This window comes from Bosea beijingensis, assembly GCF_030758975.1.
Lineage (GTDB): Bacteria > Pseudomonadota > Alphaproteobacteria > Rhizobiales > Beijerinckiaceae > Allobosea > Allobosea beijingensis.
The window spans coordinates 2,819,712-2,838,711 of record NZ_CP132359.1; the positions used below are offsets into that span (position 1 = coordinate 2,819,712).

The window sequence follows — 19,000 nt, forward strand, 5'->3', positions numbered from 1 at the left end:
CATGACGAGCGCTTCAGCCGAGCGTCCTCCCGTCGCCGTGGTGGGAGCCGGGCTCATCGGCGTCGCCTGGGCGATCTGCTTCGCCCGGGCCGGCCATCCCGTGCATCTCAACGACCGCAATGACGAAATCCTCGCTGCCGCTCTGGAGGTGATCGCGGCCGCGCTCGACGACATGGCCGAGTTCGACCTGCTTTCGGGCCGCGCTCCAAAGCAGGTTCTGGCCCATATCCGGCCGAGCGCCGATCTCGCGAATGCCTTGGCCGGCGTCGCCCATGTCCAGGAATGCGCGCCGGAGACGATTCCCGACAAATCCGCGCTGTTCGAGCGCATGGGCGAACTGACCGGGCCTGAGACCGTGCTGGCAAGCTCCACCTCCGCCTTCGTGCCCTCGCTCTTCACCAGCGGCGTGCGCCATCGCGAGCGCTGCCTCGTCGCGCACCCGATCAACCCGCCCTATCTCGTCCCGCTGGTGCAACTCGTGCCGGCGCCCTGGACCGACCCGGCCGTCGTCGCGCGGACGGAGGGGCTGATGGTCGCGGCCGGCCAGTCGCCGATCGTGCTGAAGCGCGAGGCGGACGGATTCGTGGTCAACCGCCTGCAGGGCGCGCTGATCCATGAGGCGCTGCGCATCGTCGAGGAAGGCGTCGCCGGCCCCGGCGAGATCGATCTGGCGATCGCCAAGGGGCTCGGCCTGCGCTGGTCCTTCATGGGGCCGTTCGAGACCATGGAGCTCAACGCGCCGGCCGGCATCCGCGACTATGTCGAGCGCTATGGCGGGCTCTATCGCCGCATCATCGGCGTGGAGCATGCCGAGGCGCTCTGGACCGGCCGCGCCCTCGACGTGATCGAGGCCGATCGCATGGCCCGGCTCGACCGCGGCCGGATCGGCGAACGCCAGCGCTGGCGCGACAGACGCCTGATGGATCTCGTCGCAAGTCTCAGGGCCGCCGAGAAACGCACGCGGTGGTCGCCGGCCTGAACCCGGATTTCCGCGCCTTTCGCCCGCCACCGGCTGTGAAGAGACACCGAGCGCCGCCCTGTCAGACAGAGAGCCAAGATGGATACCTCCCGCAAGATCATCCTGACCTGCGCCGTCACCGGCGGCGCGCCGTTCAACCGGAAGCACCCCGCCATGCCGGTGACGCCCGCGCAGATCGCGGCAGCAGCTCTGGAGGCCGCCGCCGCCGGCGCGAGCGTTACCCATATCCATGTCCGCAATCCGCAGACCGGCGAGGGCAGCCGCGATCCGGCCCTGTTCAAGGAGGTGGTCGACCGCATCCGCGCGACCGGGACGGATATCGTCCTCAACCTGTCCTGCGGCATGGGCGCGGTCTTCCTGCCCGATCCCGAGGATGAAGGCCGGGCGCTGCCCGAGAGCGATGTCGCCTCGGCTGCGGACCGGATGCTGCACCTCGACAACCTGCCGGAGCTCGCCTCGCTCGACATCACCACCGGCAACCAGATCGAGGGGCAGACCGAGTTCGTCTATCTCAACACCACGCGCACCTTGCGGGCGATGGCGAAGCGCTTCGCAGCGCTCGGGGTCAAGCCGGAGCTGGAGGTGTTCTCCTCCGGCGATATCGAATTCGGCAAGCAATTGATCGCGGAAGGGCTGATCGAAGGGACGCCGCTGTTCCAGATGGTCACCGGCGTCAGATGGGGCGCTCCGAGCAATCCCGAGACGATCCTCTACCAGCGCGGCCTACTGCCGCCGGGCGCCGTCTGGGCCGCCTTCGGCATCGGGCGCAACCAGATGCCGATCGTGGCGCAGGCCGCCCTGATGGGTGGCAATGTCCGCGTCGGCCTCGAGGACAACCTCTATCTCTCGCGCGGCGTGTTCGCGACCAACGGGCAACTGGTGGAAAAGGCGCGCTGCATCCTGGAGAACATGGGCTATGCGATCGCTACGCCGGCCGAGACCCGCGAGATCCTCGGGCTGAGGCGGCGAGGGTGAGCGCTGCCGGGCGACACGGGCTGATTGCGCCGCTCGATGGCGTCGCGCCGGAGCTTCATGGTTCGAGCTTCATCGCTCCCGGCGCGGTTGTGATCGGTCGTGTTTCTATCGGCGCCGAGAGCTCGATCTGGTACGGTGCGGTGCTGCGGGGCGACGAGGAGGAGATCCGGATCGGCGACCGCAGCAACATCCAGGACGGCGTGGTGGTCCACAGCACCTGCGGGCAGGGACCGGTCATCATCGGGTCGGATGTCACGATCGGGCATCGCGCCGTGTTGCATGGCTGCCGGATCGGCGATGGAGCGATGGTCGGGATCGGCGCGATCGTGCTGGACGGCGCCGTGGTGGAGCCAGGCGCCATCGTCGCCGCCGGCGCCGTCGTGGCTCCGGGAAAGGTGGTTGGGTCGGGGATGCTGTGGGCCGGCTGCCCGGCGCGCGAGATGCGTACGATCAAGCCCGCGGAGCTCGCCTTCCTGCGCGGCAACCCGGCCCATTATGCCGGGCAGGCGGCTCGTCACAGGACGTTGATCGATTGCACGCGCCCCTCGGCGGGCAAGGCGTGCCCTGCCGTGTAGGCCTGCGGGGAGCACTTCGATCCGGCCGCCGACGTGAAAGGCTAAAGGCCGTCGCCATGCACGGCTCTCGAAGGCCAGCGATGTCGTGGGAAAATCAAGATGGACGTCGAGGCGCCCACGGCCGTGCGGCAGGCCGAGGTCGGCGCCGTGCGCATTATGATCGAGCGTAAGCAAGACAGGTTCGCCACCCGGCCCGAGGAGCTGGTCGCAGACGGCGCCTACGGCTCGGCCGAGAACCTGGCCTGGCGGGATGAGGGCGAACGCCCTCTAAGCGATCCACTCAGCCTCGATCAACAGCCGACACCGCACAGACTTCTTCAACACGATCGATCCACAGTTGCCGTTCGGAACCTCCGCTTTCCGGCATATCTGTTCGCCGTCTGACCTCAGGGCAGAACTTGGCGCAGGGCGAACATCTTGACTGCGGGTGGAGCTATCCGCCCAAGGGAAAGGCGGGCAAGATCCCGTAACGACTTAGCTGGCCGCCATGTCGAAAAAATTGGTAGGCCCCATCTGGCCGCCTTTTAGTACGATCTCTAGCCCGTCGAGATGCTGCGCCGTGCTGTGAGCCCGGCAGAGCGGTGCGCCTGCCACCATAGGTGCGCGATAGGACAGGCCCCAGATGTCGAGCGCCTCGATCGCCAGCGTCGAGGTGTCGCCGCCGGCGACGAGAAGCCGGGCGATGCGCGCTTCACGCATAACCTCGCGCAGCAACATACCCGTCGCCTCGGCCACAGCGCGCGGGCTTTTCGGCACGCCGTCCGGCGCCGCTGTAAGCAGCATCGTGTCGCCGGCTGCGAGCAGCGATAGCGCTTGCTTTCGCAAATTCTCGGCGTGGCTCGGTTCGGAGAGCAGCCTGGCGGGATCGATCGTCAACCGCGCGAAGCCGTTCGCCGCCTCGACCTGCGCCCGCGTCACGGGCGAGAGAGAACCGGCAAGCGCCAGGGCCGGCCCGGGTTGCCGGATGGCTGGCGCAGGCGTCGCAACGGCAAGTTGATTCTCGAGTTCGGCCGCCACATGGGCGACGGAACTCGCGCCAACGAACAGCATCGGCGCTTCGGCGAGCGGGGCGCGGCAGATTTGGGCGATAGAGACGAGGTCCTCGGCTCGCGACACGTCAAAGAGCACGATGCGCGAGCCCTGTCCGCGCAGGTGCGCGAGAGTGGAGGCGGCCTCGCCCTGCATTTCATGCGCGCGGTAGTCGATGAGACCGACTGGCGCTAGCCCCTGCTCTGCGAGATGGCGGCGCAGATCCGCCTCCGCCATCGGCGTCACCGGATGGCGGCTCATCGTCGGATGGCGGTCGATCCGATGAATCTCGCCGCCGGCGCCCGCCGCAGCGAAGAGATGGCCAAACAGGCAATAGCGCCCGAGATTCGGCTGGCCACCGATGATCGGCACCAGTTCATTCGGGAAATGCGGCTTGAGCGCCGCAACTGCCGCGCCGATGCTTCCGACATAGGGCGCGCTGTCGAAGGTCGAACAGCATTTGTAATGCATCAACTGCACGCCGAGCTCGGCAAAGAAACGCCCGGCCTCGTCCAGAATCGACGCTATCTCGGTCGATGGCATCGATCGTGTCGCACCGGCAATGCCGACCGCGTCGAGCGGCCCGGCCGCTGCGAGCTGTGCCGGCGTCGGCACGCCAAGGAAGAGCAGGGCACGGAAGCCACGCTCGGCGAGCGTCGCGAGCGTGTCGGTCGCGCCGGTGAAGTCATCTGCGAACCAGCCGTAATGCGGCCTTGGCCTTGTCATGGCGTCTCAGGCCGTCTTGGCGCCGAAGAAATCGAGCGCCTGCTGCAACTCGGGCAGCCTTCGCGCGGCCTCCGAGAGCGGCACACCGTTAGCGATGGCCTCCCAGGCCTGACGAATGCTGGTGACGCCAGCCGCCGGTCCACCGGGATGAGCCAGGATGCCGCCACCCGCCATGAAAAGCAGGTCGTCATGACCGATCGCATCCCAGGTCGGCTGAGCGGTCCCAGCCCATTGGCCGGAGGAGAAGGCAGGCAGCACACGGTCGTCGATGCTCTCCGCCAGCGGCGTCACGCAGTCACGTGCCGAGGCGACGACCTCCGCATCCTCCTGGGCGAACTTTCCCTGCACGCCATGGACATGCATGTGGTCGACCCCCGCCAGCCGCCATAGCACCTGATAGGCCTGAAACGAGATTCCGAGGAGAGGATGGCGCGAGAAGGCGCCGTAGCCGTTGCGGTGGCCGTGCAGGGCGAGATCGGTCGCGCGGCGCAGGGTTTCGATGGCTGAGAAGCCGCACCAGTTCAGGCTCGCCATGACGCAGGAGCCGCCCTCGCGGGCCACCAGGTCAGCATGGCGGCGCATCGCATCGGTCTCGTCAGTAATGTTGAACGCGACCATGACATGCTTTCCGGTACGGTCTCGATGGCGGCGGATCGCGTTCATCACCGCCGGCACGCGCTGCGCCAGCGGGGCATGGTCGGGATCGGCCGAAATCTCGTCGTCCTTGATGAAGTCGAGTCCCGCCTCGCAGAGCCTGGTCACGAGTTCAGCGGTTTGCGCCGGGCTAAGGCCGACATTTGGCTTGATGATCGAGCCGACCATCGGGCCGGCGGCGACGCCCGTCAGGGCGCGCGTGCCCGCGATGCCCTGCTTCGGTAGCGGGAAGCGGGTGCGGTAGCCGGCGGGCATGGCAATGTTTTCGAGGCGCAGCCCGGTCACCTCGCCGAGATCGAAGAGATTTCCGGCGACGATCGAAGCCAGCGTCGAAATATTGGCCCCGACATTGGCGACAGGGAAGGAGATGGCGATCCGGGCGCGGCGCCATGGCCCCTGCACGCCCTTGCGGGCGAGCCATGCGTTCGGCAGCGAAGGCTCGGCGGCGCTCTCCAGTTCCTCGATGCGGGTGACGACGGCGCGGGTGCGCGAGCGCAACTCGTCGGTCTCGCCGGCGACCCGCGTGAAGGTGCCGCTCGATTGCTCACCCGCCATGACCTCGGCGACCTTCGCCGGATCGAGCGGGGTCTCGACGAGATAGGTCGCTTCAAAACGGTCGTCGGTCATCGGCGTGTCTTTCAGGACGTCGTGCTCCGGCTCAACCCGAGCATTTCAGGACCAGAGGCGCTGATATGTGAGATGGCCGGGTCAAACCCGACCAAAACGCGCTTCACCCCTGTGGCTTCAGCCGGCCGCGGCGGCGAGCTTGTTCAGGTCCGGGAAGGGCCGCACCGGGTCCTTGCCGTCCCAAGTCTCGGAAGCCTCGCGGATCAGGCGGAACATCTCACCCTTGGGGCCGGCGACCTCGGAGAGCTCGATCACCGTGCCGGGGTGGTAGTGCGTGTCGAAATAGACGAAGCGCCCGCGCTCGCCGACCTCGCCTGACATCACCGGCTTGAAGCCCTCAGTGACGAGCCGCTCCAGGTCGGCGTCGTAATCCGAGGTCCAGTAGGCGACATGCTGCAGGCCGGTCAGCCCTGCATCGGTGAAGTCCTTGTACATGGACGGCACCGTGTTGCGGCACTGGATCAGTTCGATCTGGAGCGGGCCGGAATTGGCCAGCGCCACCGAATTATGCGGCTCGTAGGCCTCGCCCTTGTAGCGGTAGTTCCGGATCGGAACCTTCGGGTTGTAGAAGAACGGCCCGACGCCCAGCACGCGGCTCCAGTAATCCATCGCCGCCTCGATATCCGGGACGACATAGCCGGCCTGACGGATCTGGCCAAAGAAGCGGCTCATGGGCGTTGCTTTCTGATTATCGGGATCAAAGGAAGCCGATGGAGATCCACGGCACGGCAGCGACGACGAGAAGGCCGAGGAGCAGGGCGAGGATGTAGCCCCAGATGTATTTCAGGCCCTCGTCGGGGTTGATCTTGCTGATCGCGCAAGCGCCGTAATAACCGACGCCGAAAGGCGGGGCGAAGAGCCCGATGCCCATCGCGAAGATCACGACCATCGCGTAATGGACCTCATGCACGCCGACCTGCTTGGCGATCGGGAACACCAGCGGCCCGAAGAGCACGATGGCCGGGATGCCCTCGAGCACGCTGCCGAGGATCGTGAAGGCGACGATCGAGATGCCGAGGAAGCCCCAGGTTCCGCCGGGCACGGCAGCCATCGCCTGCGCCAGGTCGCGCGAGAAGCCGGATTGCGTCAGACCCCAGGCCATGGCCGTGGCGCAGCCTATGATGAAGATGATCGCGCCGGTTAGCGAGGCCGTCTCGACCAGCATCTTCGGCAGGCGCCGCCAGTCGAACTGGCGATAGAGCAGGATGCCGGCCAGCACCGCATAGGCGATGCCGATCGTCGAGACTTCCGTAGCGGTTGCCACACCCTCGACCACCGCGGCGCGGATGACGAAGGGAAGGGCGATCGCTGGCGCCGCGATCAGTGCGAGCTTGCCGATCTCCCGCCGGGAGAAGCGCTTGACGTTGCTGAGGTCCTCGCCCCGGCAGCGCCACCAGACGACGAAACAGAGCGCCACGCCCAGCACCACGGCCGGCAGCATGCCGCCGGTGAACAGCGCCGCAATCGAGACGCCCGTCACCGAGCCGATGGTGATCAGCACGATCGAGGGCGGGATTGTCTCGGTCTGCGCACCTGTCGCCGAGAGCAGGGCGACGAGGTCGCCGGGCTTGGCGCCGCGCTTCTGCATCTCCGGGAAGAGCACGGGCGCGATCGCGGCCATGTCGGCGATCTTCGAGCCCGAGATACCGGAGACCAGATACATCGCACCGACCAGCACATAGGACAGGCCGCCGCGGACATGGCCGAGAAGGCTCGCCAGGAACTGGATCATCGCCTTGGCCATGCCGGTCATCTCGATCAGCGCGCCGAGGAAGATGAAGAGCGGCACTGCGAGCAGGATGAGATGGCTCATGCCTTCGTCGAGCCGCCCGACCATGACCAGCATCGGCGTCGAGGTGGTGCAGGCGAGATAGCCGAAGGTGGCGAGCGCGAAGGAGAAGGCGATCGGCACGCCGGAGAAGACGTTGAGCGCGACGACGCCGACGAAGAAGACGATCAGGTTGAGCTTGCCGAGCGGCTTCAGCGCCGGGCCGACGAGCCAGAACAGCAGCACGAACAGCGCGGTGAGCCCGATCGCGAGCAGGGCGGGTTTTAGCGACGAAAAGCGCAGCAGGCGGCAGCCGGCCGCAACCAGCATCAGCCCGACGCCGACAGGGATCGCCGCCGCACGCCAGGCATTGCTGATCTCCAGCGCCGGCGTGACGATGAAGTTTTCTTCCTCCGCATATTCGACCGCATGCGGCATGATCATAAGGAGGAAGGCGATGGAGGCCGTGATCGCGAGCGCTTCCAGGAGCGCCCGCGTCTGCGGTGAGACGCGGGAGACCAGGCCGGTCATCCGCATATGCTCGCCGCGCCGGAGCGCGACGACGGCGCCGAGCATCGAGAGCCAGAGGAACAGGATCGAGGCGAGCTCGTCCGACCACACCAGCGGCGCATGGAAGACATAGCGCGCGGTCACGCCGGCCCCGAGGATGATGATCTCGACCAGCACCAGCACCGCCGCAATCGTCTCGACCAGGCCCCCGAGGGCGCGGTCGAGATGGCCGGCGATGCGGCCAAGCCCGTTGGCGGGCATGGCTGCAGCGGGAATGGTCGCGCTATGGGCATCCATCGGGGCGTTTCCTGTCTTATGCGTTGGGCGCCTTATAGGCCCGCCCGCATTCCTCAGGCCAGCTTGCCGACGGCGTCTTCGAGCAGGCTCCAGGCGTCCTTGCCGAAGCGCTCCTGCCACTCCTTGTAGAAGCCGGCCTCGCGCAGCTTGGCACGGAAGGAATCCGGGTCCGTCTTGTTGAAGGCGAGGCCCTTCGATTGCAGGTCGGCCTGAACGGTCTCGTTGAGCTTCTTGATGTCGCCGCGCTGGGCGACGCCGGCATCGTTGATCGCATTGGAGACGATCGACTGGATGTCGGGCGGCAGGCCGCGCCAGGCGCGCCCGTTGGCGATGAACCAGAACCCGTCCCAGATATGGTTTGAGACGGCGCAGCTCTTCTGCACCTCGAAGAGCTTGGCGACCTGGATGATCGGCAGCGGGTTTTCCTGCGCGTCGACGACCTTGGTCTGCAGCGCGGTATAGACCTCCGAGAACTGCAGGCTCGCGGGCGCGGCATCGAGCGCCTTGAACATCGAGATCGAGAGCGGGCTGACCGGCACGCGGATCTTGAGGCCGGCCATTTCCTTCGCCGACTCGATCGCCTTGCCCGAGGTGGTCATCTGGCGGAAGCCATTGTCCCACATCTTCTCGAAGGCAAAGAGGTTAACCTTCGAGATGGCCTCGCGGACATGCGCGCCGAGCTTGCCGTCCATCGCCTTCCAGACCTGATCGTAATCGGCGAAGGCGAAGCCGACCGCATTGATCGCGGCGACCGGAACCAGCGTCGCGATCACCAGCGCAGACGGCGTGAAGAAGGTGATGCCGCCGTTGCGGACCTGGCTCAGCATGTCGGTATCGCCGCCGAGCTGGTTATTCGGGAAGATCTTGATCTCGACCCTCCCGTTCGTCTCCTTCGCCACGCGCTCGGCCGCTTCCTGGGCGCGGATGTTGAGCGGATGGCTCAGTGGCAGGTTGTTGCCGTATTTGAGCTCGATCTCGGCCGCACGCGCGACCATGGGCGCGCCGATAACGGGCAATGCTGATGCGGCGGCAAAGCTGCGCAGGATCGTGCGGCGTGTGAGAACACTCATGATTCCCTCCCTGGGAAGCTGGGATCGATTGATCTCTCTTGGTCTTGTTGCGCCGACGATAGAAACCACGGATGATGGCCGTCAAACTCAATATTTGATGGCTTTTGATGGTTTCTGATCAGACCTTTCCGGCGGCTGAGCTGAGTGTGGAGCGCGGCGAGCAGTCCCGTCGTCGTGAGCTTGCGACGGTTACGGACGTCGCTCGCCTCGCCGGAGTCTCGACCGCCACCGTAGACAGGGTGCTAAACCGCAGACCGGGTGTCCGGCAGGTAACGGCCGAGCATGTGATGAAGGCGGCGGCCGAACTCGGCTATGTACTCGACGCCGCCTTGCCGGTCGGGGCGCTCAGGCCTCTGCGCCTCGTCTTCCTGCTGCCCTCGGGCAACAATCGCTTTCTGACGCGTCTGGGCCGGCTGGTCATCGATTCACAGGAACGCTTCGCCTCTTTCAATATGCGGGCAAGGGTCGACCATATCGACAGCTTCAAGCCTGAACTGCTCGCGCAGCACCTGCGGCATGTCGGGCGGGATGTCGAAGGGGTCGCCTTCATGGCGCTGGAGCACCCGACGGTTCGCGAGGCGGTGGATTGGCTGGCCGGGCGCGGCATTCCCGCCGTCACGCTGATCTCGGATATCGCCAACACCAAGCGCGTCGCCTATGTCGGTCTCGACAACCGCGCTGCCGGCCGAACCGCCGGGCAACTCATGGCCCGCTTTATCGGGCAAAAGCCGGCCAAGGTCGGCATGATCGCGGGCAGCCTGAGTTACCGCGCCCATGAGGAGCGCGAGATGGGTTTCCTTCACCTCTTCCACGAGCTCCACCCGGGGATCGAAGTGGTCGGTCTGCGCGAAGGTCATGACGAGGAAGCGCGCAATTATCGGCAAACCAAAATGCTCTTAGCGAAGCACCCCGATCTCGCCGGGATCTACAATATCGGAGGAGGCCCGGAGGGTATCGCGCGGGCGCTGAAAGAGGCGGGGCGGCAGGGCGAGGTCGTTTTCATCGGCCATGGGCTGACGCCGGAAACACGTGCGCTGCTCATCGACGGCATCATGGATGCGGTGATCAATCAGGATCCGCAGGCTGCGCTGATGGATTGCGTTGCCATCTTCGCCAATATCAGGGCGGGCCGCCAGCCCAGCGAGGGCACGGCAAGGCCGAACATCGAGATCGTGTTGCGGGAGAATTTGCCATGACGCCAGGCCATGCGCTGGCGGCTCGTCGCTTCTTGTTGAAAGACTTCAATGCAGCCAGTCCGATGGGCCGTTCCTGCGCGACAGACGTAGTGTGCCAGACCGTCCCTTCACGGTGCCACGACGCGGGCGATTTTAGGTCTGCTTCTCGGCGGCCCTCTTGCGCCTGCTCATGGCGCCCAGCGTCCCCACTCGTGTTACGCGAGTTTCCGACTCGAATGACATTAGTTTTTACAAAAAATCGCAACCCCGCGCCTAACTTTCATCGCCAGCCAAGCTAGTCTGGTCAAGGAAGGGAGACTCTTGACACGCGCCAAGTCCAAAATTTATAAAATATGAAAAATGGAGACCCCCAGATGAGGCTGGCTGGAATTCGCATCCACGTGCTGCATGCGTCGTTTGCCGCCATCTATGGCGGCATCGAGCATGTGCCGCCGAGCCTGCGGCGGCCGGCCGCCCATTTCCAGCGCATCGAACGCAGCGGCCAGTACTCGACGCTGATCGAAGCGGTCGGCGAGAACGGCGAGAGCGGCTGGGGCGAGGCTTTCGGCTTGCCGCATCCCGGCATGGCCTCTTCGCTGATCGAGGCGGTGATCGCGCCGGCCCTTGCCGGCATCGAGTTCGACGAGCCGGCGGCCGCACTGCACGACCTCAAGACCTATTTCTTCGCGCTCGGCCAGACGCGCGGTCCCGCCATGGAAGCGTTGAGCGGGGTTGATATCGCGCTCTGGGACCTCAAGGCACGCGCTGCCGGCCGCCCCCTGTGCCGACTGCTTGGAGCCGAGCCCGGCCCGGTCACCGCCTATGTCGGCTCGGTGCCCTTCTTGCCGAATCCGGGCGAATCCGCCGAACGGGCGGCTGCCTTCGCCGAACAGGGCTTCGATGGCGTCAAGCTCAAGGTCGGCCGTGGCGCGCAGACCGATGCGGCACATGTCGCCGCGCTGCGGCAGGCGCTCGGCGGCGACATGCCGATCATGCTGGACGCCAACGCGGCGTACGATGTCGACGAGGCCATCGCGGTCGCACGCGCGGTCGCGCCGCATGGCGTGGCATGGCTGGAGGAGCCGATCGCGCCCGATGACCCGCATGCGCTGGCCAGGGTGCGCAAGGCCTCGCCGGTGCCGATCGCGGCCGGCGAGAACGAGTTCGACATTACCCAGTTCACCCGCTTCGTCGAGGCTGGCGCCCTCGATATCGTGCAACCCAACATCACGCGGGCCGGCGGCATCACCGGCATGCTGGCGGTCGATGCGCTGTGTACGAAGCACGGGCTCGCACTGGCGCCGCACGGTGTCGGTTCCGCCATCGGCGTCTCGGCGGCGTTGCATGCCTGCCGCGCTGCCAAAAGCTTCACGCGGTATGAGGCGAACCGCTTGCTCAACCCGCTGCGGGACGAGCTGACGCAGGAGCCGCTGCGCTATGCGGACGGGGTCTTCACGGCGCTGGATCTGCCGGGCCACGGTGCCGTTCCGAAACGCGACCAGCTCGAAGCTTATGCGCTCGGCCCGGCTTCAGGGGGAGCGCGCCATGCAGCCGAGTGACAGCAACGTCTTCCTCGTCGATCCGCCGGAAGGCCCGGGCGAAACCGTCGCCGATGGCATCTATCGTCGCTTGATCGAGGCCATCCTGTTCGGCGATCTCGCCGCCAGTCGCCGGTTGATCCTGCAGGAGCTGGCCGATCGCTTCGAGGTCAGCCTGACGCCGGTGCGCGAGGCCCTGCAGCGGCTTGCAGCCGAGGGCTTCATCGAGGCGACGCCAAGGCGCGGCTACCGCATCCGCACGCCCTCGCCGCGGCATGTCGCCGAACTTTGGCAGGTTCGGCTCGGGCTCGAACTCAACGCGGGAGAGCTTGCGATCGCGGCGGTGATGCGGGGCGAAGCTGGCCCGTTCCTGCGTCGGCTCGAGGAGATCCAGCGCGCGCTCGATGCGCCGGGCGACCTGACGCATCGCCGGCATATCGAACTCAACGCCCTGTTTCATCAGACGCTGGTCGAGGCCTCCGGTAATCGCCTGCTCGCCACGATCTATCATGGCATCCAGATGCAGCTTCTCGGCGCCTGGGTGCAGCGCGGACTGGATGGCTGGCGGGCTCGCCTCGCCAGCGAGAGCGCCGAGCACACCGCCATCATCAATGCCCTGATCGGGCGCGACGCCACGGCGCTCGCCACCGCGATCAGGCTCCATCTCGGCCGCTCGCTGGACGGGGCGCTGCGCGATATCGCGGCCCAGGGCGAAGCGATCGCCGAAACGGACAAATCATAAGAACCAAACAGGGGAGAACGACCATGGTAAGCCGTTGGACGAGGCGCATGACGCTGCTCGGAGGCCTTGCGCTGGCCTCGCTCACTGCCGGCATCGCCAGCGCACAGGCGCAGACGATCCGGATGTGGACCTTCCTGAACCCGACCGGCAATGCGCCCCGCGAAAAGGCACTGGCCGAGATCATCACGGCGTTCGAGGCGGCCAATCCCGGCGCCAAGGTCGTGGTCGAGACGCAGGTCTGGGACCAGATGACGCCGAAATTCATGGCGGCTGCGCAGCAGGGCACGGCACCGGACATCGTCTGGGTGATCACCGACCTGCTCGGCGAGGCGATCAAGTCCGGCGCGCTCGCCGATCTCAAGTCGGTCTTCGTCGACAAATGGTCGTCCGACCAGCTCAAGGACAATGCCGGGCCCTATTGGGACCTCTGCAATGTCGGCGGCAAGCAGTACTGCCTCTTCACCTCGCGCAACTATATCGGCCTGTTCTACCGCCGCGACCTGTTCAAGGAAGCCGGCATCGACGCCGCCAGCCTGACGACATGGCCGGCCTTCACTGAGGCGGCCAAGAAGCTGACCGTCAAGGATTCCAGCGGTGCGGTCACCCGCTATGGCTTCGGCCAGGGCTGGAGCGAGAGCCAGCCCGATCCGCAGATCGTCACCTCCTATCTCCTGGCCAAGCAGGGCACGCTCTTCGACGAGAAGGGACGCGCCCGCTTCGCGACGCCTGCCGGCATCGAGGGGCTGACGATCCAGACCGATCTCGTGACGAAGCAGGAAGCCTCGTCGAAGCAGGCGACGACCTGGACCAGCGACGACGTCTATGAACAGTTCAGCGCCGGCCGGGCCGCGATGATCACCGGTGCGAGCGTCCGCTTCTCGACGCTTCAGGCCCGCATGGGTGCCGACAAGATCGGCTTCATGCTGGTCCCTGGCGTCGACGGCAAGCCGCACTCGCCCGCCGTCATGGCCGGCTGGGCGGTCGCCGCCTGGTCGAAGGGCAAGAATCTCGATCTGGCCGGCAAGTTCATGGATTTCATGAACGGACCGCAGGCCGACAAGCTCTGGGTCGAGAAGGGCGGCCAGACGCCGGCGCTGGCCTCGACACCGAAGGCGCTCGCGAGCTTCTTCGCCGATCCGGCCAACGAGTACCTCGCCATCGCCGGCAAGGGCTCCGCGAGCGCGGGCTGGCTGGCGCCGATCGATTTCGGCGTCGGCGGCTATCGCCAGGCGCTGAACAAGGCGGCGCAGGAGGTCGTGACCAACGGCGCGACGCCGCAGGCCGCGCTGGAGCGCGCCGAGCGCGACTTCAACCGCCGCAACGGCCGCTAGCCGGCTGCTCGGGGGCGGCGCAGGCCGCCGCTCCCGCAGGCTCGTATCAACCGACCGGGGCGAGATGCGCAGTTCCCTCAACAGCTATGGCTATATCGCGCCGGCTTTCGCGTTGCTCGGCCTCGTCCTGTTCGCGCCGGTCTTCTACGGCGGCTGGTTCAGCCTGCAACGCATCCAGTACGGCGCGCCGACAGGTTTCTCCGGCTTCGACAACTACGCGAAGCTTTTCGACGAGCCGGAACTGCTGGCGACGCTAGGCCGCACCTTCGTCCACACCGGCGCGTCGGTCGTCGTGACGATCGTCATCGCGCTGGCGCTCTCGGTCTGGATCAACCGGCTCGCGCCGCGCTTCGCCTTCGTCGCGCAGATGATCGTGATCGTGCCCTGGATCATCTCGACCGTCGTCGCCGCGCTGCTTTTCCGCTGGGTCTTCCTCAACGATATCGGGCTTGCCGCCTGGGCGCTGAAAGCCGTTGGCGTCACCGAGTTCCAGCCGCTGACGACACCGACCGGCGCCATGGCGCTGCTCGTCGCGATCTCGGTCTGGAAGCGCATCGGCTACGCCGTCATCATCCTGCTAGCTGGCCTCAAGGGTATCCCTGACGACTATACCGAGGCTGCCCGCATCGACGGGGCCAATGGCTGGCAGATCTTCCGCCGCATCACGCTGCCGCTCCTGAAGACGCCATTGCTCCTCGTCGCGATCGTGCTGACGCTGTCGAACATCAACACGGTCGAGACGCCGCTCGTCACCACCGGCGGCGGGCCGGGCGACGCCACGCGCGTGCTGGCGATCGAGGTCTATGAGCGCGCTTTCGTCAATTTCGACCTGGGGGGTGCCACTGCGCTGGCGCTGCTGATGTTCGCCGGCAATATCGCGCTGGTCATCGCCTATGTCCGCTTTACCAAGTGGAAGGCGTGATGAGCACGCTCGCCATTCCCACGGCAGCCAGGCGAGAGGTCGCCGCCCCGGGCCGGCCGCCGATCGATCGGTTCTGGGCGCTGCTGGTGCTGCTCCCCGTCGCGGCACTGATGCTGGTCAATCTGCTGCCTCTGTTCTGGGGCGTGCTGACCTCGATAAAGCCGGAAGCCGTCATCTTCGCGACGCCGCCGCAATTCGCCGGCTTCACGCCGACAAACGCGCATTACGAGCGCGTCTTCGCCGCCGGATTCGTCCAGAGCTTCACGATCAGCCTGGCCTATTCAGGCGCCGCGGTGGTGCTGGCGCTCGCGCTTGCGCTGCCGGCCGCCTATGCCTTCGACCGTTTCGAGTTCCCGTTCCGGCAGAGCCTGTTCCTGCTGATCGTCGCGAGCATCCCGCTTTCGCTCGGCGCCGCGGCCCTGCTGATCCCGAACTATGTCTATTTCGTTCGGCTCGGGCTGGTGAACACGCCCTTCGCCCTGCCGCTGATCTACGCCGCCCATCAGTTGCCGATGGCGATCTGGGTGGTGAAGGGCACGATCGAGGGCATCCCGCGCGAACTCGACGAAGCCGCCGTGATCGACGGCGCCAGCCGCTTCGGCATCCTGCGCCATGTCATGCTGCCGCTGGCCCGGCCGGCCTTGGGCGCGGCCGGCACGCTCGCCTTCGTCGGCTCCTGGAACGAATTCGTCGCCGGCTCCGTGATGGTCGATGCGCCCTGGCTGAGGCCGATCCAGCCATTGATCTATGGCTTCATCGGCTTCTTCGGCCGCGAATGGGGGCCGCTCACGGCTGCCGCCACCCTCGCCATCCTGCCCATCCTCGTCGTCTTCGCCCTGCTCGGCCGCCTGATCGTCTCCGGCCTGACCAAGGGCTCCGTGAAAGGCTAAAGCCGCATGCCGGAATCTTCTATCGCGAGCCTGCTCGCCGGGCGCGTCGCCCTCGTCACCGGCGCCGGGCGCGGGATTGGCGGCGCCATCGCCGATGCGCTGGCCGCGCGCGGTGCCGCTGTCGTCGTGAACGACATCGACGAGACGCTCGCCCGGCAGCGCGCGGCAGCGCTGGGTGATCGCGTGCTTGCTGCGCCGGGCGATGCATCTTCCGCTGCCGATGTCCGCCACGTCGTCGAGGCGGGCATCGCCGCCTTCGGGCGGATCGACATCCTCGTCAACAATGCCGGGCAGGACCGCGCCGTCCCGATCCTTGAGCTCGAGGAGGAGGAGTGGGACCGCTTCATGGCGGTGAATCTGAAGAGCGCCTTCCTGTTCTCGAAGGCCGTGCTGCCGGGGATGATCGAGCGAGGGCACGGCCGCATCGTCTGCATGTCGTCGATCGTCGCCCATCAGGGCGCGATGAATGGCGGCATCCACTACGCGACGACAAAGGCGGGGATGCTCGGCTTCGCGCGCACGCTCGCCCGCCAGATGGCGAAGACAGGTGTCACCGTGAATGCGATCGCGCCGGGCGTCGTCGATACCGACCTCATCCGCACACATATGAAACAGGAGATGCGTGAGAAGGTCACGCAGGCGATCCCGATGGGCCGGCTCGCCGACCCCGCCGAGATCGGCCGCGCTGTCGCCTTCCTGGTCTCGGACGATGCGTCCTACCTCACCGGGGCGACCCTCGACGTCAATGGCGGCTTCTGGATCGGCTGAGATGCACCTGACCCGACATATCGGCGCGGCCGAGGCGCATATCCTGATCGAGGCGGCCGCCGCGAAGGCCGAAGCCATGGGCGTGCCGCAGAACATCGCGGTGGTGGATGGTGCCGGCCATCTCGTCGCCTTCCGGCGCATGGACGGCGCCAAGTTCATGGCGATCGAGATCGCGATCAACAAGGCGTTCACGGCAGCGGGCGCCCGTCGCCCGACTGCAGCCATGTGGGAGGCCGCGCAGCCGGGCTCGCCGGGTTTCGGCGTCAACACCCAGCATCACGGCCGGGTGACGATCCTCGCCGGCGGATTGCCGCTCGCCCTGCCCGAGAGTGGTGAAGTGGTCGGCGCGATTGGCGTCAGCTCCGGCTCGACGGTGCAGGACGCCGAGGTCGCCGAGGCCGGCCTCGCCGCGTTTCTGGAGCATGTTGCCGGAACTGCTGCCGAATGAGCTTCGACTTCGCCATCGTCGGCGCCGGCAGCGCCGGGTGCGTGCTGGCGAGCCGGCTCTCGGAGGATCCGGGGACGAAGGTACTGCTGGTGGAAGCTGGGCGGGACGTGGAGCCGGGCAAGGAGCCGGCGGCGATCCTGGACATGTATCCGGGCCTCGCCGCCTTCGATCCGCGCAATCACTGGCCGGCGCTGATGGCGCGCACCCGCCCGCTGAGCCACAACGCGCCGGAACCCCGCCCCGCGCCCCGCCTCTATGAGCAGGCCCGGATCATGGGCGGCGGGTCGAGCATCAACGGGCAGGTCGCCAATCGCGGCACGCCCGAGGACTACGACGAATGGGAAGCGTCGGGCGCAGCGGGCTGGGGCTGGAACGATGTCCTGCCCTATTTCCGCAAGCTCGAACGCGATCTCGACTGTGCGGGACCTTTGCACGGGCAGGACGGCCCGATCCCGATCCACCGGATTCCGCGGGCGCTTTGGCCGGGCTTCTCGACCGCGACGGAAGAAGCGATCGTAGCGCTGGGCTATCCTCGCCTGAGCGATCAGAACGGCGAGTTCGGCGACGGCGTGTTTCCGATGACGCTCTCGAATGACGGCCAGCACCGCGTCTCTTCGGCCCGCGGCTACCTCACGGCCGAGGTGCGCCGCCGCCCCAACCTGACGATCATTACCGAGGCCGACGTCCAGGGCCTGCTCTGGGACGCGAACAAGGTCTCCGGGCTGCGCGTGCGGCGAGGTCCGGAAGTGCAGGAGATCGCCGTGCGGCAGGTGATCCTCAGCGCCGGCGCCCTGCAATCACCGGCGTTGCTGTTGCGCGAGGGCATCGGCGATGCGGCCGAACTGCGTGCGCTTGGTATCGAGCCGCGCCACCACCTGCCCGGTGTCGGGCGCAATCTGCAGGAGCATCCGGGCATTTCCGTCTCCGCCATGCTGAACCCGGCGGCGCGGCTGAAGAACACGACGCGCCGCCATATCCATCTCGGGCTGCGCTATTCGTCAGGCGTGGGATCGCAAGCATCCGACATGTTCATGATGGCCGCCGCCAAGTCCGCCTGGCACCCCTTGGGCGAGCGCATCGGGACCTTCATCGCCTGGATCAACAAGCCGGCCTCGCGCGGACGCGTCATGCTGGAGCGAAGCGGCCAAGCGATCGTCCCCGTCGCGAATTTTGATTTCCTCGCAGAGGCCTCGGACCGCGCCCGCCTCGCCGGTGCGGTACAGTTGATGGCGCGCCTCGCCGGGATGGAGCCGCTGGCCGGGCAGCTCACCGCGCCCGTGCCGTCGAGCTATGGCGGCTGGGCCAAGCGGCTCGGCCACCGCAATGCCCGCAACTACGCGATGACAGCGGGAGCCGGCCTGTTGCTCGATGCTCTGCCCTTCCTGCGAGAGTCGTTCGCCCACAGGATGATCGGCGGCGGCCGCTCGCTGGAGGCGCTCGTTGGCGACAGTGAGGCGCTTGAAGGCTATCTCGTCGAAAAGGCCTTCGGGCAGTGGCATCCCAGCGGCACCTGCCGCATGGGCGCGCCGCAGGATCGGGAGGCGGTGACCGACCCAAGCGACGCCTCGGTGTACGGAGTGGAGGGTTTGCGCGTGGTCGATGCCTCGATCATGCCGACGATCCCCCGCGCGAACCTCAACATCCCCACGATCATGCTGGCAGAGAAAATTGCGGATAGCATTCGTGCGCGCATCAATTGCTGAAGACGGGCTCGCGTCCTGGAGCCGTCCTCTCGGCATCCGTTACCGCGAACATTGCATCGGATAATCGGCGTCCGCTTGGGTCCGATGTTTGAATGCCTGCTTCTCTAATCGGGCAGATGGGTCAAGTCCGGATTGCAGGTCTGGGCCGGTATCTCGTTCACGCGGGTCAGCTTCTCTTCGCAGTCTGATGGCTTCTATCGAGCGAAGCCGCTGTACGCATGCATCGGAGTAGGTCTGGAGAGCCTTGCTATTGGTCGCGCTTTGAAGAGCAGC

17 protein-coding genes and 1 pseudogene are annotated in these 19,000 nt (G+C 66.6%); 13 read left to right on the forward strand and 5 right to left on the reverse strand.

Annotated elements, in window-relative coordinates; all coding sequences use genetic code 11:
- The first annotated feature begins 1 nt into the window (after window position 1).
- The 4 genes and pseudogenes from Q9235_RS13550 to Q9235_RS13565 all read left to right on the forward strand — a co-directional run.
- On the forward strand, window positions 2-979 hold the full coding sequence (locus Q9235_RS13550) for a 3-hydroxyacyl-CoA dehydrogenase (RefSeq protein WP_306222308.1): 978 nt from the start codon (window positions 2-4) through the stop codon (window positions 977-979).
- Between the two features lie 78 nt (window positions 980-1,057).
- A complete protein-coding gene (locus Q9235_RS13555) occupies window positions 1,058-1,954 on the forward strand; it encodes a beta-keto acid cleavage family enzyme (RefSeq protein WP_306222309.1) in 897 nt (298 codons plus the stop codon).
- Window positions 1,951-2,529 carry a gamma carbonic anhydrase family protein gene (locus Q9235_RS13560; protein WP_306222310.1) on the forward strand — a complete coding sequence of 193 codons (579 nt, stop codon included), beginning with the start codon at window positions 1,951-1,953 and terminating at the stop codon, window positions 2,527-2,529. Before Q9235_RS13555 ends, Q9235_RS13560 begins: the two co-directional genes overlap by 4 nt.
- 96 nt (window positions 2,530-2,625) lie before the next feature.
- Window positions 2,626-2,775 (forward strand): annotated as a pseudogene (locus Q9235_RS13565) (IS5/IS1182 family transposase); the annotation flags it as partial.
- Between the two features lie 228 nt (window positions 2,776-3,003).
- Here Q9235_RS13565 and Q9235_RS13570 read toward each other — a convergent pair.
- The 5 genes from Q9235_RS13570 to Q9235_RS13590 form a co-directional block, all read right to left on the reverse strand.
- On the reverse strand, window positions 3,004-4,284 hold the full coding sequence (locus Q9235_RS13570; RefSeq protein WP_306222311.1) for a four-carbon acid sugar kinase family protein: 1,281 nt from the start codon (window positions 4,282-4,284) through the stop codon (window positions 3,004-3,006).
- A gap of 6 nt (window positions 4,285-4,290) precedes the next feature.
- Complete coding sequence (locus tag Q9235_RS13575) at window positions 4,291-5,565, reverse strand: ribulose-bisphosphate carboxylase large subunit family protein (RefSeq protein ID WP_306222312.1); 1,275 nt, start codon at window positions 5,563-5,565, stop codon at window positions 4,291-4,293.
- 117 nt (window positions 5,566-5,682) lie between these two features.
- Window positions 5,683-6,237 carry a VOC family protein gene (locus Q9235_RS13580; protein WP_306222313.1) on the reverse strand — a complete coding sequence of 185 codons (555 nt, stop codon included), beginning with the start codon at window positions 6,235-6,237 and terminating at the stop codon, window positions 5,683-5,685.
- 25 nt (window positions 6,238-6,262) lie between these two features.
- Window positions 6,263-8,104 carry a TRAP transporter large permease gene (locus Q9235_RS13585; RefSeq protein WP_306228257.1) on the reverse strand — a complete coding sequence of 614 codons (1,842 nt, stop codon included), beginning with the start codon at window positions 8,102-8,104 and terminating at the stop codon, window positions 6,263-6,265.
- 89 nt (window positions 8,105-8,193) lie between these two features.
- The gene (locus Q9235_RS13590; protein WP_306222314.1) at window positions 8,194-9,210 is read right to left on the reverse strand and encodes a TRAP transporter substrate-binding protein; all 1,017 of its coding nucleotides are present in this window, start codon (window positions 9,208-9,210) and stop codon (window positions 8,194-8,196) included.
- 107 nt (window positions 9,211-9,317) lie between these two features.
- Here Q9235_RS13590 and Q9235_RS13595 point away from each other — a divergent pair, with 107 nt between their 5' ends.
- The 9 genes from Q9235_RS13595 to Q9235_RS13635 all read left to right on the forward strand — a co-directional run bounded on the left by Q9235_RS13595 (window position 9,318) and on the right by Q9235_RS13635 (window position 18,727).
- Entirely contained in the window at window positions 9,318-10,406 is a 1,089-nt protein-coding gene (locus Q9235_RS13595) for a LacI family DNA-binding transcriptional regulator (protein ID WP_306222315.1), read from the forward strand.
- 353 nt (window positions 10,407-10,759) lie between these two features.
- Window positions 10,760-11,944, forward strand: coding sequence for a mandelate racemase/muconate lactonizing enzyme family protein (locus Q9235_RS13600; RefSeq protein WP_306222316.1), 1,185 nt, complete (start codon window positions 10,760-10,762; stop codon window positions 11,942-11,944).
- Window positions 11,931-12,665, forward strand: coding sequence for a GntR family transcriptional regulator (locus Q9235_RS13605; RefSeq protein WP_306222317.1), 735 nt, complete (start codon window positions 11,931-11,933; stop codon window positions 12,663-12,665). The genes Q9235_RS13600 and Q9235_RS13605 overlap by 14 nt, the downstream gene beginning before the upstream one ends.
- Before the next feature lie 47 nt (window positions 12,666-12,712).
- Window positions 12,713-13,996: an ABC transporter substrate-binding protein gene (locus tag Q9235_RS13610; protein WP_306222318.1), complete on the forward strand. Its 1,284-nt coding sequence runs from the start codon at window positions 12,713-12,715 to the stop codon at window positions 13,994-13,996.
- A gap of 64 nt (window positions 13,997-14,060) precedes the next feature.
- Window positions 14,061-14,918, forward strand: coding sequence for a carbohydrate ABC transporter permease (locus Q9235_RS13615; RefSeq protein ID WP_306222319.1), 858 nt, complete (start codon window positions 14,061-14,063; stop codon window positions 14,916-14,918).
- Complete coding sequence (locus Q9235_RS13620) at window positions 14,918-15,808, forward strand: carbohydrate ABC transporter permease (RefSeq protein WP_306222320.1); 891 nt, start codon at window positions 14,918-14,920, stop codon at window positions 15,806-15,808. Before Q9235_RS13615 ends, Q9235_RS13620 begins: the two co-directional genes overlap by 1 nt.
- Before the next feature lie 6 nt (window positions 15,809-15,814).
- Window positions 15,815-16,576, forward strand: coding sequence for an SDR family NAD(P)-dependent oxidoreductase (locus Q9235_RS13625; protein ID WP_306222321.1), 762 nt, complete (start codon window positions 15,815-15,817; stop codon window positions 16,574-16,576).
- 1 nt (window position 16,577) lies between these two features.
- Window positions 16,578-17,024, forward strand: a complete 447-nt coding sequence (locus Q9235_RS13630; protein ID WP_306222322.1) for a GlcG/HbpS family heme-binding protein — start codon at window positions 16,578-16,580, stop codon at window positions 17,022-17,024.
- Window positions 17,021-18,727, forward strand: a complete 1,707-nt coding sequence (locus Q9235_RS13635; protein ID WP_306222323.1) for a GMC family oxidoreductase — start codon at window positions 17,021-17,023, stop codon at window positions 18,725-18,727. Before Q9235_RS13630 ends, Q9235_RS13635 begins: the two co-directional genes overlap by 4 nt.
- The last annotated feature ends 273 nt before the right edge of the window (window positions 18,728-19,000 follow it).

What these genes read in the sequence shown, in the direction of transcription:
- Q9235_RS13605 (WP_306222317.1), top strand. Translation starts at nt 11,931, where the DNA reads ATGCAGCCGAGTGACAGCAACGTCTTCCTCGTCGATCCGCCGGAAGGC.
- Q9235_RS13620 (WP_306222320.1), top strand. Translation starts at nt 14,918, where the DNA reads ATGAGCACGCTCGCCATTCCCACGGCAGCCAGGCGAGAGGTCGCCGCC.
- Q9235_RS13580 (WP_306222313.1), bottom strand. Translation starts at nt 6,237, where the DNA reads ATGAGCCGCTTCTTTGGCCAGATCCGTCAGGCCGGCTATGTCGTCCCG.
- Q9235_RS13630 (WP_306222322.1), top strand. Translation starts at nt 16,578, where the DNA reads ATGCACCTGACCCGACATATCGGCGCGGCCGAGGCGCATATCCTGATC.
- Q9235_RS13595 (WP_306222315.1), top strand. Translation starts at nt 9,318, where the DNA reads ATGGTTTCTGATCAGACCTTTCCGGCGGCTGAGCTGAGTGTGGAGCGC.
- Q9235_RS13550 (WP_306222308.1), top strand. Translation starts at nt 2, where the DNA reads ATGACGAGCGCTTCAGCCGAGCGTCCTCCCGTCGCCGTGGTGGGAGCC.
- Q9235_RS13635 (WP_306222323.1), top strand. Translation starts at nt 17,021, where the DNA reads ATGAGCTTCGACTTCGCCATCGTCGGCGCCGGCAGCGCCGGGTGCGTG.
- Q9235_RS13600 (WP_306222316.1), top strand. Translation starts at nt 10,760, where the DNA reads ATGAGGCTGGCTGGAATTCGCATCCACGTGCTGCATGCGTCGTTTGCC.
- Q9235_RS13610 (WP_306222318.1), top strand. Translation starts at nt 12,713, where the DNA reads ATGACGCTGCTCGGAGGCCTTGCGCTGGCCTCGCTCACTGCCGGCATC.
- Q9235_RS13590 (WP_306222314.1), bottom strand. Translation starts at nt 9,210, where the DNA reads ATGAGTGTTCTCACACGCCGCACGATCCTGCGCAGCTTTGCCGCCGCA.
- Q9235_RS13625 (WP_306222321.1), top strand. Translation starts at nt 15,815, where the DNA reads ATGCCGGAATCTTCTATCGCGAGCCTGCTCGCCGGGCGCGTCGCCCTC.
- Q9235_RS13570 (WP_306222311.1), bottom strand. Translation starts at nt 4,284, where the DNA reads ATGACAAGGCCAAGGCCGCATTACGGCTGGTTCGCAGATGACTTCACC.
- Q9235_RS13555 (WP_306222309.1), top strand. Translation starts at nt 1,058, where the DNA reads ATGGATACCTCCCGCAAGATCATCCTGACCTGCGCCGTCACCGGCGGC.
- Q9235_RS13615 (WP_306222319.1), top strand. Translation starts at nt 14,061, where the DNA reads ATGCGCAGTTCCCTCAACAGCTATGGCTATATCGCGCCGGCTTTCGCG.
- Q9235_RS13585 (WP_306228257.1), bottom strand. Translation starts at nt 8,104, where the DNA reads ATGCCCGCCAACGGGCTTGGCCGCATCGCCGGCCATCTCGACCGCGCC.
- Q9235_RS13575 (WP_306222312.1), bottom strand. Translation starts at nt 5,565, where the DNA reads ATGACCGACGACCGTTTTGAAGCGACCTATCTCGTCGAGACCCCGCTC.